Here is a 14,007-nt window from a genome sequence, read left to right as displayed (position 1 = left end):
CAGCGGTTTTGCCCTCAATCGGCCTTCGCGGCTATCGGCGCCGCTTTGAGCCGCTATCCCCGGGAGAACAACGGCGCCGGGGACGAGGTCGGGCGGCCTGGTGATGCCGGCGCGATCTCCGAGGCACGTTCGCACGTTGGGGTGCAGGACGCCCGTCCGCTCGGAGTCGCCGCAGGGTGTTAGGCGTGGCCGAGAATCTGTCGAACTCCATTCCCAGCCGAGCGAGCCGGCGAGCGCGCTTCCGCCTGGTGCGGTCGGGTGACCGCGGCTCTCGCGGCGCTCTCGCAGATCACGCGCATAGGTCCGCCATGGCGATGTATCAGCACCCCTCTCAACTCCCCGGCGGAACGGCTGAACCCCTGAGCGCCACTACGGCGCGCGAGGCCGCCGTGATTAGGTTTGGTTTGCCGCGCAGGCATCAGCGCGACCGCGGAGCGCGAGTGGAGGCCGCCAGCCTCGCAGCACGCGTCCTCACCGCGGAGGAGCGCCGACAGTCCCCACCGATCGACGATCATCGTCGTCCGTGTATGGGCTCGTCGCGTCTCGCGCTTCCTCACGCGAAGAGGATCACCGTCGCCACTCGTGTAGGCGTCGGACTACGCGCCTCGATCGAACAACCTCAGATATGGCGCCAAGTGGCGAGAAGCCGGGAGCAGACCTCCTCGTCGGACCGGGAGAACCCGACGGCGCGCTCCCGAGTTCTATGAAAGTGGGTGCGGGCGGATCGCTCCTGGCTCCGGCGCGAGACTACCCAGTCGACATCGCCTCGTGGGATGTTGTCGTCGATCCACAGCAGTGGCTGACCGGGAGCGAGCTCCACGACCTGCCGCGCCTTCCAAGCGGCCTGGCGTTCGTCGCGGTACCCGTCGTCGATGAGGGCGAGGGGCAGGTCAGGCAGCCCCAGGATCGGGGAGAAGTACATGTTCGCGTACTCCCTCCAGGTCGAGGCCCAGTAGACCTCGATACCCCTGTCGAGGAGGTGGTGGATCCAATCGACGGCGATGCCCGAGAAGGAATGCGTTGCCCTCCAGAGCCCCTCAGAGTCCCACGGGGGCTGACTGTGGTGGAGAGTCGGAACGGCCCCGGCTCGCATGACTATCTCCGCTGTACGCACGTTCTCGCGGAACTCTAGGCCGGGCTTGGAGTTGGGGATTCGGACGACGTAGTCGATGTCGATGACAACGACGGGTCTGAGCAGCTCGGTCATCTTCGCGTCAATCGCCCTGATCATGGTTGCGGCGGTAGACCTCTTTCATCGCGTCGACGATCTGATCGGCAGCCTGGGTCGGGGTGCCCAGGTCGCTGAGCTCGAGGCCGCGGTCGAAGAGTGCCTTCCGGAGGTTGTCGACGACCTCCTCGACCCACGCGTTGATGGCCTGGTCTCGCGCGATGATCCGTTCGACCGCTTCCCATTGGGGTAGTCGTTGCTGAATCTCGTCCGGAGGAGATGCCCGGCGGCGGGAGCGAGCGAGGTCGCGTCGACGCTGGTCGCGTAGCGCTTCCTGCCCCGCGGGATCGCTGGCGAGTGTGAGCCATTGATCGATCTCCGCCAGGGCTTCGGGGGTAGGTCCCATCTCCCAGCTGACAGTTCGCAGGGCGGTGATTGCTCTGTCGCGGGGGCGCCGCAGCTGCATCAGGCTCTGCCCTCCGTCTGCGGGCGCTACCCGGGTGACCAGGAGCAGCGGGCGCGCATCACTTCGCGCTCGAAGCGGGGAGGTCTCGAACTCGGCCACAGAGAACGGGCCTCGCCGCGACTTCTCTCTCACCGAGTCGAGCTCTGGCAACCCAGCCGGCGCACCGAAGCAGGTGTTCGCGGCGCCGTGCCACTGCGAAATCCATACGACGTCAATGCCGTCGCCGAGGAGGCTCTGGACCCAATCGACCCCGGTCCTCGAGATCCAGTACCAGCGAACCCAGTGGTCGTCCTCATCCCAGCGCGGCACCTCCCAGGCTTCCTCCGGGATCATGTCGCGGTAAACATCTACTCTCAGAGGCCAGCGGTCCGAGCTGGGGAGGCGCCCCAGCTCGTGGTGCACCGCGATGAGCCCTCCGACCTCGATTGCAACGACTGGTCGAAGACGATCTCCGCTGAGCCGGTCACGATCGCTCATGGTCTTCCCGATGTCGAAGGTGTCGGGTCGTCTCCGCGAAGTTCTCGCAGCGATGGCACCTCGACGGTCAGATCCTCAAGGCTCAGGATCGCGATGTTGCCTTGCTGGCCGTTACAGCCGAGAGAGATGACTCGACGCCCGTCCTCGGCGGTCCCAGCTCCCGGGGCGTGCATGTGCCCGTGAAGCAGAACGCGGGGGTTCACGGCGTCCCACACCTGCCGGACACGGACTCTCGAGGCCGCCGATTCGATAAGCGACTCTCGCGGAAAACCGAGGGGGTTGGTCTGAAGAATGCGGCGGACTGCGGACACGGGAGTGTCAGCCGGGCTTTCATGCGTGAGCATGAGGTCCGCGAGGCCGCCGGCGATCGCCGCAGCCACGTTTTCATCGTTGATGGTCTCGTCAGGAGACCAGTCACCCGGCCGTCGCCAGTAGCGGTCAACAGACGTAGCGCCAGACAGCACGAGCAGCGTGCGCCCGCCCACCGTCAGCCGAAAGGGGCGGGGCATGATCCAGGTCGACTCGCTTACCCGGAGTGCCTCGCCAAGGTGGGCATCAAGCAGAGGAGTTATCGTGCGCCAGTCATCGTGATTGCCCAAGCAGACGAGGAGCCTTTCGATACCGAAGGCGCGGCAGATCTGATCACTCTTGCCGAGGTCCATCGACCAATCACCAGCATGGAAGATCGTCGTCACGTCCGGCGCGAGCCGGGACAGACCTCGCACGGCCATCTTCGCGAAACCGGCATCGCCGTGCCAGTCGCCGGCGAAGGCGACCCGGCGGTCTGGCAGGTTGATCGTTGTCGAAGTCTCATGAACTCTCATGGAACCCTTTCTGCTTGAGGGAGGTCCTGTTGCAAGGAGCTGATACCGCAGAGCGGGCACCGGATGCCTCAAGCAAGGGATCGTGGTGGAGAACCCTTCGACATCTGCAACGCCGGCTCATCTTGCGGATAATAATCCGCGGCGCAGCAAAATGTGTCAAGGGGGCCCCGCCCTTCGTGGCGCGACCTCGACCCCTTGCGCGACGATCAGACGCGGATAATAATCCGCACATGTTGGAGATTCGCGATCGACACGCCGGCCCTCATTGCCGCTGCTGGCGAGGTGGCTGAGGAACCCCGCGCTGGGTAGCTTGCGCTCTCTGGTGCGCTCGAACGCGTCTCAGCGCCAGGGCGATCTCCGCGTTGCGGGGTTCAAGCAGCCAGATGTCAACCGTGGGGCCGATCAGGTCGTAGAGACGACCGAGATCCTCCAGCTGCATCACGCTGAATCCCGACATCCATCGCTGGAGTCGAGCGTAGGGAACGTCTAGGCGAGCGGCGAGGGTGGTGATCTTCTTCGTTTGCGACAAGGCGAAGTATTCGCTTGTGATCCCGCAGGCGACGCGATGCTGCATCTGTGATGCCCGAAGTCGCGCTCGTTCCTCACTCCCTGCTTCGGGTCTGGGCTGGCGCCATTCGGCGTCTGGATCCCGTCCAAACAGTTCCTCCGTGATCAGAAACGATCGGGGCTGGTAGCGGGGGCTCGACACTCACAAAGCGTACTGAAGCGCCCCATATTCGCCAAAGGATGCAAGAACTGGCGAAAATCGGCATCCGCCGCGACCGCGCCCCGCACAGGACAGTCATGAAGAAGTTTTCAGCCATCAAGCAGACATCCGGTGACGGTTACGACCGCCTCGAATGGCTCGACGCGCGTGGAAGCACTCGTCGGGTTCGCGCTGTCGACGCGGCGTCTGTGCGCGGCCTTCACCCGAAGCGGCTCGCACGCACTCCGGGCAAGTGGTCCGGCCAGGAGGCCTTCCAGGGCCATTACTGGGTCGCGGGCACGCAGACGATGGTATGGCACGAGTCAATGGCGGAGTATTCCGGCGTCATGCTCTTGGACCACCTCTACGACGTTGTCGACATCGTTGCGCAGCCGATGTTGATGGTCTTCGGTGACGGTGACACCCACTACCCCGACTACCTTCTGACCACTCGCGGCGGTGGGCGCCTCCTTCTCGACGTTCATGCCGCCCACCGGACGTCGGTCGAGCAGTGGGTCAAGTTTGACCACTCGCAACGGGTCTGTCGCAACGTCGGATGGGAATACCTGCTGGTCGGGCTCCTGCCTCAGGTCTTCCGCTGGAACCTCGAGCTGATGGCGGCTTATCGCCACCCGCGTTACGAACCCGACGAGAACGTCGCGGCAGCAATTCTGAGCCCTCTACGAAAGCCCAAAAGCTTCGGGCAGCTACGAACCGCTATCAGGACTGACAAGCCCGGCGAGCTGATGCCGGCGCTCTACCACCTGATGTGGAACCGGCACATCGCATTCGACCTGCATAAGCCCTTCAACGACGACACGACCCTCACCGCCGCGTGAAGACCGAGAAGACTTCGCATGACCAACACAAACCCCAAACCGACACTGCTGGAACCAGAACGCCCCAAGCGCCCACAGCCCGCGGAATGCGAGCGACTCCGTCAGCATCGTGCGCCGCACATCATCTCGATTGGCGAGCGCCGCTCCCGATTGTCAAGAGACGTCATCACCCCCAACAGCGGACTCGCGGACGTCGGCATCGACCTCCTGAATTGCACACCCTCCCGCACGAATTGAAAGCAAGAACTATGACAACCCCCCGAACCGTCACCATCGGACAGACCGTCGAACTGAAGGACGGCATCTACACACTCGTCGCGCATCAGGACGACGTCTTCCGGCTCCGCAATGAGCTCACCGGCAAGTACTCCCTCGTCCACCTCACTGAGTTGGGAAGGCTACTCGCCCCCGGAAAGCCGCTCTCCACCGAAAATGCGCCTAAGCGAACGGTGGCCGATGCGCTTAGCCGCCTGAGCGAGGACTCGAGGAAGCTGATTCCGCACCTCGAGGAGCTCATCAACGGGACCCCCGCCGTGGGAAACGAACCTCGGGCCCAGTACAGCCTCGACAAGCCCGTCAAGTGGCGCCAGGAGGCGAAGCTTCTGGAACTCGACCGCCTGGGCATCGACATGTCGCTCTCAAGCCTCAAGCGTCGCATCGCAGAGTACAAGTCACACGGACCCGCCGGGCTCATGGACAAGCGCCAGAACCGCACCGCAAACCCCAAGTCTCGGATTGACGACAAGGTGAAGAACGCCCTCGCCGAGCTCCTCGCCACTTACGAGAACCGCTCCAGCCCCACCTACAGCGCTGTCCGGGCCGAGCTTCACACCAAGCTCTACGAGATGTACCCCGACGCCGGCGACCGGCCTTCGACCCCTTCAATCTCAACGGTCGAACGCTACGTCCAGGCCATCACCGGGGCAAGTAATCCAACCAAGTCAGCAAAGCGCCGGCGCACAGATGCGCTCGTTCCGAACAAGCCCTTCAACTCGCGTCTCGTCGCGGCACCGGGCGATGAGGTGCAGGTGGACTCGACCTGGTTCGATGCCTTCGTTCGGATGCCGGACAAGACCGTCATCCGTCCATGGCTCAGCATCCTCATCGACAAGCAGACGCGGTCGATTCTGTCGTTCAACTTCACCGCGGGCGCCCCCACCGGCGACGACCATGCGATTACGCTTGCGCGCGCGCTGGTCCCGCGGAAGCTCAAGCCGTGGAAGAAGCACTACGAAGCGCTCGACCTGCCCAAGATGCCTTGGGCCCCGTACGTCGATGAGAAGGACGGCATCGACACGTACCGTCCATACATCGTCCCGCGACGAATCCTCACTGACAACGGCCCCGACTATCTCGGCGCCACCTTCCTCTCCGCGTGCGCGCGCTACGGCATCGACCGCACGGAGGCCCCGCCCTTCTCGCCGACGAGCAAGGCGAAGGTTGAACGCAACTTTCGCACCATCAAGACGAAGTTCACCCAATTCCTCCCCGGATACGTGAGCGGGGACATCAATGGCCGGGGGGAGGCGCCTGAAAAGGAGGGTGTGCTCGACCTCGACACGGTTGTCGAGCTGTTCGACCGGTGGGTGAACCTGGTCTGGCAGAACCGGCAGCACAAAGGTCTTCGAGACCCGTATGACCGTGCCATCAAGCACACTCCAAACAGCCTGTACGCAGCATCGGTCGAGGTGACCGGCGTCTTCCTCATCCCTCTCGACGCGGATGACTACATCGCCCTCATGCCAAGAGAGTCCCGAACGGTCCAGCTCGACGGCATCAAGCTCCTCAATCGCAAGTACGACAGCCCGCACCTCGCTCCGATGCGCAGGGAGAAGGACTCAGACGGTAACTCGGTGGAGTACGACGTGCACTACGACCCGAACGACCTCTCGCAGGTGTGGGTGCGCTCGACCATCGACTCGCAATGGATTTCGTGCGGATGGGTCGAGGAAGCTGGGCTGCGTCGCCCCAACCACCGAACCATCATGGAGGCCGCGGCCTCGGCCACCCGGAATCGCAAAGGATTCACGGACAGCCGAGCCGACGAGCTCATGGTGATGCTTCGCGGAGAAGCCATCGCGGAGGAGAAGGAAGCCCGTCTCGCGGCAGCCGCGGAAGAACGCCGGCGAGCGAAGGACGCCGTCGCGAGTGAGAGAAGGCGAGTCGCGCCCATGGTCACCGACAGCTTCACCGACTTCCTGGACCTGGAGACATTGTGAGCACCCCTATTCACATCAGCCCCCTGACCGGCGGCGCAGATGAAGAGGCGACCGGACACTTCGACCGGGTTTCCACGTTGACCCACCTCCTCGAAAACTACGAAGCGCCCGCCGCGCCCGTCATCGCCCGACCTGATTACCGAGAGCTGAACACGGTAGCCCGGGCCCAGTTCGATGAGCGGCGCCGCGCACATCTCATCGACGGCATCGTCGTGAAGACTCCACAGTTGGCGACACTGCTGAAGGAGGTGAAGCGGGCTTCCTTACGGGCGGACAAGCCTGTGGGACGGACCGGCGTAGTGCTAAGCGGTCCCCCCACAGCTGGAAAGACCACGGGAGCCTTCCACGTGATGGTCGAGGGCATGAGGCGACACGCACTCCGCTACCCAGACTGGAAGCAGCTCGGACACACCCCCGTGGTGTACGCCGAGGTTCCGCCGAACTGCACCGCCAAAAGCATGATGGGGCGCTTCCTGGAAGCCCTCGAACTGCCCTTCGTCCACCGCATGACGCTCGAAGAGAGGACGCAGCTCGCGGTCCAGCACCTCGTGCGTGCTCGAACGACCCTCATTGTGGTCGATGAGATGCAGAACCTGGCGCGCGACAGCAAAGGCCACTCCGAGGCATTGCAGGCGCTGAAAGGAATGTTCAACGCCGTCCGTGCCACCCCGCTCTATGTTGGCATCAACCTCGAGTCCCGGCTGCTGACAGGCGACGGCCTCGGTGCTCAGTTCGCTTCTCGCTCCGCCGTGGTCACGCTGGGCAAGCTCGGTATCGACGATGACGCAGAACAGCGCGTCTGGCGGAGCGTCATCTTGGCCTTCGAAAAGCAACTCGGGCTGTTGAACCAACCGCTTGAGTCTCTGCCCCAGCTCGCCGACTACTTGTGGACTCGAACCCGTGGGTCCATCAGCGCGCTATCCCGGCTCCTGACAGATGCCGCACTCGACCTCGTCGAGGCCGGCGAGCCGGACAACGAAGTGATCACCAAAGAATTGCTGGAATCCATCAGGCTCGATCTGACAAGTGAGCTCGAACTCGAACGAGCCAACGAAATCGGCCTCCACACGCAGAAGGGTCGTCGTCGTGCAGCTTGACCTGGCGCCGCTGCCCGTCCGGGTCCGACCCGTTCCCTTCGAGACGCTCGAGAGCTATGAAGAACGCCTTCGGCTCGCGAACGGCATCGAGAGTCGGCCATGGAAGCGGGGGATGAACGCCGCCATCCGAGCGCGTGACGAGGAACCGCGTGAAGCGCGAAGCCTCCTACTCGAACGGTTCGGCAAGCTCAGAGAAGGACACTTCCTCGACCAGGAGAAACGACTACGCCGCCACGCGAACGGTGAGGAATGTGCAAGGTGCACCACTCGGCTCGCCGAGCGCTTCGGATGTCGTCGGTGCACCCAGGGCGCGATCGCCCCGCAGCTTCCCCATGATGGTCCGCGCGTATGCCGGCGTCATGGACTCTGGATTGGCCCTGGTGTTCGACCGGAAGAACAGTTAGTTGTCGCCGCCGATGTCAGAGCAGCCGACGCCGCCTACGCTCGGCTGCGTGCCGCGGGCGTGCTCGATGCTCACCGGCTCGCCGAGTTGCTGGACTGCGTCGCATCGTGGACTCCGATGGACGGGCAGAAGACGGCTCCGTCGACGGTGTTCATGCTCGCAATTCGGCTGGCCCAGGCGATCCTCGTGCCGTCCCTGCTGCCCGCGTTCCAGTCGCGAGCGCTTCCGGTAGCACAGCGCTACGAGAACCTGACCTCGGCGGTTAAACGGACCGTGGGGGAGTCGTCTACGACCGTGGCGCTGGTGGACGGGCTCTGGATGCTCCTGCGCGTGATGAGGCACAACACGTCGCAGCCGCATGCGTTCATCAGCGAGGCATCTGAGGAAGACGTAGATGACACAGCGGAGCTGAGCGTCCTCCGTTCAAGTGCGTACCCTCGGGGACGCCACCACAATCTCTTGCAGCTGACCTGGACCGCTCGAGCTGCCACCCGCTACGACGTTGCTCGTTTGAGGAACGTTCCCCTCTCGCTGTATACGTGCAGCCGGGGCCACCACTTCCCGTCGGAAGGCCGCACCGTTCCTGAAGCGAAGGACAGCGGCGGATGCGGCTTCTGTGCCGGGAAACGGCTCAAACCTGGTTTCAACACACTCGCCGACACCCATCCGGAGTTATCGCCGGAGTGGGGTCCTGATAACGGAGAGCTGACGCCCGAAGGTGTCATGGCTGGTTCGGGCACGCCAGTCAACTGGGTCTGCGCTGACGGACATGTCTACCCTGCATCACCGAACACGCGCACAAGTGGTCACGGCTGCGGCTTCTGTACCAACACTCGGGTCGCCCCAACGATCAACGCGCTTTCCGTTCTCCGCCCAGACCTGGCGGCGGAGTGGCACCCGGCGAAGAACGTGTCCGACACCCCGGAGACGGTATCGCCCTACACCGATCGGAAAGTCTGGTGGTTGTGCCCGGATGGTCACGACTACGACATGAGCCCCAGCTATCGAGCTAAGGAGGGCGGTAGCTGCACGGTGTGCAGTCATAGGACCGTACATTCAACTACATGCCTCGCAGCAACTCATCCGGACGTCGCGCGGCTCTGGCACCCGACACTGAACGGAAACCTCACACCTGAGATGGTGATGGCCGGCACGTCGGGCGCGTTCTGGTGGCTATGTCCGGCTGGGCACGTGAGAGTAACCACCATCTCGGCCCGGGTGAACAGCTCCGCGTGTGCGGAATGCTCAGGACGAGCCGTCGGTCCCACCACGTCGCTCGCTGCAGTCCGCCCCGAATTGGCGGCTGAGTTCCACCCGACCAAGAACGGATCGACCACGGCCTCGGATATTCATTCACGCGCCGCGCGGGAATACTGGTGGCAGTGCGCAGAGGGTCATGAATGGCCGGCGTCGCCCGAACAAAGATCGCGTGCGAAAGACCCCACCTGTCCGGTCTGCACCGGGCGGCTGCTTGTTCCAGGGGTGAATGATCTTGCGACGACACACCCGCCGTTGGCCCGCCAGTGGCACCCAACGAGGAACGGTGGCTTCCCGTCTGAATTGACCAGGCGGTCAGCGACGCGAGCGTGGTGGTTGTGCCAGTGTGGCCGCGAGTGGCCAGCGAAGGTCAACGCACGTGTTGATTCTCGCAGTGGATGTCCGGGCCGTACCTGTGGCGGGGGCCGGGTGATGCGAGCAACCTATCGCCTGTCATGACGTCGTCCGACGCCGTTGTGGGCCTACACTGAGCGGCGACTGTGGCTGCCATTTCGGTGAATGAGTGACTTGAAGGTGGGGTGGGGCCGCGTCAGGTCACCCGCAACTTCAATGTCCGTTGCGAGATGCCCAGATCCAGGGGCGAGCGGTGGGACAGCCGCAGATGTGACCGCACGCGTCAGCTTTTCTTGCGGCGAGAAATGATCCGGAGGGTCGAAGAGACATGCCCAACGTCGGCGACCTTCTCCTCCGTGGCGTCGGGCCGCTAGCCTTCGCTGACGGCCTGCACCGCGTGGCTCAGGGCCCCGGCTGGTTCGAGGTCTGGTCGGTCCTCATCGCCGGGGTCGCTGCGGCGCTTGCCCTCGCCTCGTTGCTTACGCAACTACGAGAGATCTACTGGTCGAGGCCTGTAATCGTCTTGGAGTGCTCTCTTCGATCGACGCTGAAAGGCTGGGACGCGGAGATCCTTGTGACAAACGTCGGCGAACGCGCGGTCACGATCACGAGGAGCGGCTGGTGGTACAGCTACGGCACCCATTCCGAGGATATTCACGACGCCAACTCGTCGACGAAACTCCCGCATCGTCTCGAGCCACACGACGCAGTTGCTATTCGCGGTCGTGTCCGACTCAAGGACGCGCACTGGGACTGGGCTAATGGTGGGTTGTTCAGGAGACCCGCGTCAAGCTACGACCCTCCGATCGGCGAGTGGCGAGACGACGGGCTGCCGCATCACGACCAGTACGCAGCTCCTTTCGTTGAGATCGTGCGAAGGCCACGAAATCTTTTGCTTACGCTTCCACTGGCGCTCGCACGGGGGTTCAGTACGAAAGTCTTCCGCAGCGCGTGGAACCCGCACACGAGGCTCAATGCCCCGAAGGGGCATTGCCGTATTTGGGCCAAGCCAGTAGTTATCGGTTCTCCGTTCGAAGGAATCTAGGCCTGCAGACGCCGAGCCCGGCGTCGCGCCTGCGCGCACCGTGCGACGTATTCATAACAAAGCCGGCCTCGAAGTTGCGGTCGCCTCAGACCGTCTTCGCAAAATGTCCCTCCTCCACGCTGTCCTTGCGAATCAGAGATCATTCCTGGTGCAGAGGCGGTCCGCGGTGAAAGGCTGAGATGGTGTCGACCACGCTGACCTTCTCTGTCGTTCGGATACCCGAGCTTGGAGGGGAAGTGCTCGGTGAGGTGCGACTCCAGGCAACGCCGACAGACATGCCAGCTTCGGTCTTCCGTCAGTTCGCAACAGTGACCGAATTGCCGTTCCTCAACGAGGCTCAACGCAGTGTCGTGCTCCAAGGACTCGCCGACTTCCGTCTTGCTGGTCCGCGAGAGCGCCCTGTCGTACTGGTCGAGGACAGCGGCCGTGTCAGGTTTGTTCCGTTCATACCCTTGAGTGACGCAACGCTCGGAGAAGTCGAACGGACCGTCGAGGCGGGCTACATGACTGGCGACCCCCACGAATGGGTCGTGGAGGTCGAAGTCGGTTGGGGCGGTGAGGGTGGAGATGTCGAGTCGCTGATCACCTTCCTTAGCGATCGAGGAGTGAACCTCGCGCTAGATGCAGTGGTTGTAGCAGCTGTCTCAGCGTTCAGGAAGAAAATTGGTCGGACAGTTTCTGATCGCAGGGCTGCTCCCGCGGCTAGACGCTGGGCGGATCAACGAGGACTCGGATCTCCCCACGAACTGCGAGAGTGGCTCGACCGGAAGACCGGTTGGCCATGGTCGGAAGTATCTGAGCGCCTTGGGATTGAACCCGACACTGCGAAAGCGCTCCTCAGAGCTCTCGGATACGAGGCGGACGCATCGGGAACATGGCGCCTTGGCTTTTCGGATGAGGCGAAGAGCGCTCGCGCGTCATGGCTACGAGACGAATATCGGGGGCTGTAGGTGCCGAGGCGGATCGCTCCCTATGCAACCCTCGAACGCCTGGGGTGCTCAGCGGATCGACCCGCCATTATACGAGCGAATTCGTTTTCACCGCTGACCTGGGATTTCTGCGGCAGGTCAACTTCACTGCGGCCCTGACCGATGACGATGAGTGGGCGCGCCAGGTATTACATGGTTCAAGTGTTCCGGAACTGGGTCAGGTAGACAGCGGTCCCATACGCGGAGCCTCTGAAGAGGGCCCCCGGCACTGCTCGAGAGAGCGGATGCCGGGGGCCTTCCTCGTCCTCGCGGTTCAACCGGTGGCGGATGCAATAGATCGGGCGTGACGCGCCGCCGCGCGGGCGCTGGGAACGGCGTGTCGCGTCGGATCCATTGCATCGGCGCACGTGCAGCGAGGGCGAGTGCCTCGCCTCAGGCGGACTCTTCGGCCCGCCGCCGCAAGAACCGGCCCTCGGCCTCGGTGGGGGCCAGGTCGGCCGCGCGCTCGTAGCGCGCCAGCGCCTCGTCGCTCCGACCCGCCCGACGCAGGAGGTCCGCGACGGTCGCGTGGAGCAGGTGGTACCCGTCGAGCGTGCCTTCCGGCAGCGCGGCGAGGAGTTCGAGACCCGCCTCCGGCCCCTCGGCGAAGCTCACGGCGACGGCGCGGTTGAGTTCCACGATCGGTGACGGCGCCACTCGCGAGAGTCGACCGTAGAGCTCGGCGATGCGCGCCACGTCCGTGTGGCCGGGCGACGGCGCGGTCGCGTGCAGAGCCGCGATCTCCGCCTGCAGCAGGTAGGGGCCTTCGGCACCGTCGACGAGGCGCCGCGCAGACTGAGCCGCCGCGAGCGCCGCGACACCGTCGGCGATCATCCGCGCGTCCCATCGCGTGCGGTCCTGGTCGGCGAGGAGAACCAGCTCGCCCTCGACGTCGAGTCTGGCCGCGGTGCGCGAGTGCTGGAAGAGCATGAGGGCGAGCAGCCCTCGCACCTCGGGAAGGTGCGGTGAGCCCTCCAACAGGACGTCGAGGAGCCGCACGAGGCGGATCGCCTCGTGCGCCAGTGCAGGCCGCACGAGGTCTCCGCCGCCGGAGTACCCCTCCGTGAACAGCGTGTAGAGCACGGCGAGCACGGCGTCGGTGCGTGCCGGCAGCTGTTCCCGCGCCGGAACCCGGTACGGGATGCCCGCGTCGCGGATCTTCGCCCGAGCGCGGACGAGCCGCTTCTGCATCGTGGCGGGGGCGACGAGGAAGGCCCGTGCCACCTCCTCCACATCGAAGCCGACGACAGTGCGGAGCGTGAGAGCCACTCGCGCTTCCATCGAGAGCGCCGGATGGCAGCAGGTGAAGATCAGACGGAGCCGATCATCGCCGACCTCGGTGTGCTCCTCAGGGTCTCCCCACACGGCGGTGCGTGCCTGATCGAAGTCCACCGCGGCCTCGACGGCGGCTCGGCCTGCGGTGGTCCGCCGCGTCGACGCCCGGCGGAGACCGTCGACGGCGGCGTTCTGCGCGGCCCTCGTGAGCCACGCCGCCGGATTGCGAGGGATGCCGGTGCGCACCCACGTCGTGAGCGCCGCTGCCGCGGCATCCTGCATCGCGTCCTCTGCGAGCTCCCAGTCGCCGGTACGACCGATCAGGCCGGCAACGATCCGCAGGCGCTCGGCGGCGACCGTCTCGGCGAGCACCCTGCCCACCGCGACGGCCGCCGGATCGCCGGTCACGGGGTCATCCCAACGGCCACACGGGGCGCACCTCGACGCGTCCGAAACGGGCCATCGGATGCCGCGACGCGACCTCGATCGCTTCGTCGAGGTCGGCGACGTCGATCAGATCGAAACCCGCGATCCACTCCTTCGTCTCGGTGAAGGGGCCGTCGGTGAGGATGGTGCGACCGTCGCGGACGGTGACGGTCGTCGCATCGGACGGCGGGCGCAGGCGATTGCCGACGCGGGCCGCGCCGCGCCGGTCCAGATCGGCGGCCCAGTTCTCGATGTCGTCCTCCTCCGGCACGTAGGTCGGGGCGGCGGGATCGCTGACGATGAACAGCAGATACTCCATGGTTCTCTCTTTCGAAGGTCGGTGTCACAGGGACGACGCAGGTGGGGTCCGGACGAGGACACCGTGTGGAAGATCCGGTCGTTCCTGATTACACGACGGATGCCCCGCCGCCCAGAGGACATCTGGGACAGCGGGGCATCCGTCGACGTCACGCCGGGCGTCGA

General features: G+C 64.5%; 12 protein-coding genes. 6 read left to right on the top strand and 6 right to left on the bottom strand.

Features of this window, described 5'->3' with window-relative positions; genetic code table 11:
- Positions 1-619: 619 nt before the first annotated feature.
- The 4 genes from ABCU91_RS11645 to ABCU91_RS11630 form a co-directional block, all read right to left on the bottom strand.
- Positions 620-1,207, bottom strand: a complete 588-nt coding sequence (locus ABCU91_RS11645) for a hypothetical protein (protein ID WP_413353786.1) — start codon at positions 1,205-1,207, stop codon at positions 620-622.
- 7 nt (positions 1,208-1,214) lie between these two features.
- On the bottom strand, positions 1,215-1,967 hold the full coding sequence (locus ABCU91_RS11640; RefSeq protein ID WP_413353785.1) for a hypothetical protein: 753 nt from the start codon (positions 1,965-1,967) through the stop codon (positions 1,215-1,217).
- A gap of 140 nt (positions 1,968-2,107) precedes the next feature.
- Positions 2,108-2,935: a metallophosphoesterase family protein gene (locus ABCU91_RS11635; protein ID WP_413353784.1), complete on the bottom strand. Its 828-nt coding sequence runs from the start codon at positions 2,933-2,935 to the stop codon at positions 2,108-2,110.
- Positions 2,936-3,197: 262 nt separating this feature from the next.
- A complete protein-coding gene (locus ABCU91_RS11630) occupies positions 3,198-3,509 on the bottom strand; it encodes a hypothetical protein (RefSeq protein WP_413353783.1) in 312 nt (103 codons plus the stop codon).
- Between the two features lie 173 nt (positions 3,510-3,682).
- Here ABCU91_RS11630 and ABCU91_RS11625 point away from each other — a divergent pair, with 173 nt between their 5' ends.
- From ABCU91_RS11625 to ABCU91_RS11600, 6 genes are all read left to right on the top strand, one after another.
- Positions 3,683-4,480: a TnsA-like heteromeric transposase endonuclease subunit gene (locus ABCU91_RS11625; RefSeq protein WP_413353782.1), complete on the top strand. Its 798-nt coding sequence runs from the start codon at positions 3,683-3,685 to the stop codon at positions 4,478-4,480.
- A gap of 248 nt (positions 4,481-4,728) precedes the next feature.
- Positions 4,729-6,699 carry a Mu transposase C-terminal domain-containing protein gene (locus tag ABCU91_RS11620; protein WP_413353781.1) on the top strand — a complete coding sequence of 657 codons (1,971 nt, stop codon included), beginning with the start codon at positions 4,729-4,731 and terminating at the stop codon, positions 6,697-6,699.
- On the top strand, positions 6,696-7,796 hold the full coding sequence (locus ABCU91_RS11615; protein ID WP_413353780.1) for a TniB family NTP-binding protein: 1,101 nt from the start codon (positions 6,696-6,698) through the stop codon (positions 7,794-7,796). The genes ABCU91_RS11620 and ABCU91_RS11615 overlap by 4 nt, the downstream gene beginning before the upstream one ends.
- Before the next feature lie 112 nt (positions 7,797-7,908).
- On the top strand, positions 7,909-9,915 hold the full coding sequence (locus ABCU91_RS11610; RefSeq protein ID WP_413355402.1) for a zinc-ribbon domain-containing protein: 2,007 nt from the start codon (positions 7,909-7,911) through the stop codon (positions 9,913-9,915).
- 223 nt (positions 9,916-10,138) lie between these two features.
- The gene (locus tag ABCU91_RS11605; RefSeq protein ID WP_413353779.1) at positions 10,139-10,855 is read left to right on the top strand and encodes a hypothetical protein; all 717 of its coding nucleotides are present in this window, start codon (positions 10,139-10,141) and stop codon (positions 10,853-10,855) included.
- 182 nt (positions 10,856-11,037) lie between these two features.
- Positions 11,038-11,805, top strand: coding sequence for a hypothetical protein (locus ABCU91_RS11600; protein WP_413353778.1), 768 nt, complete (start codon positions 11,038-11,040; stop codon positions 11,803-11,805).
- 411 nt (positions 11,806-12,216) lie between these two features.
- On the opposite strand, the gene ABCU91_RS11595 is transcribed toward ABCU91_RS11600, so the two are convergent.
- Both ABCU91_RS11595 and ABCU91_RS11590 read right to left on the bottom strand, forming a co-directional pair.
- Positions 12,217-13,506: an RNA polymerase sigma factor gene (locus ABCU91_RS11595; protein WP_413353777.1), complete on the bottom strand. Its 1,290-nt coding sequence runs from the start codon at positions 13,504-13,506 to the stop codon at positions 12,217-12,219.
- A gap of 4 nt (positions 13,507-13,510) precedes the next feature.
- Positions 13,511-13,843, bottom strand: coding sequence for a YciI family protein (locus tag ABCU91_RS11590; RefSeq protein WP_413353776.1), 333 nt, complete (start codon positions 13,841-13,843; stop codon positions 13,511-13,513).
- Between the last annotated feature and the right edge of the window lie 164 nt (positions 13,844-14,007).

Origin of the sequence: Microbacterium phoenicis (assembly GCF_047302325.1) — a bacterium.
Classification (GTDB): Bacteria; Actinomycetota; Actinomycetes; order Actinomycetales; family Microbacteriaceae; genus Microbacterium.
This window is presented reverse-complemented; position numbering and strand designations above follow the sequence as displayed.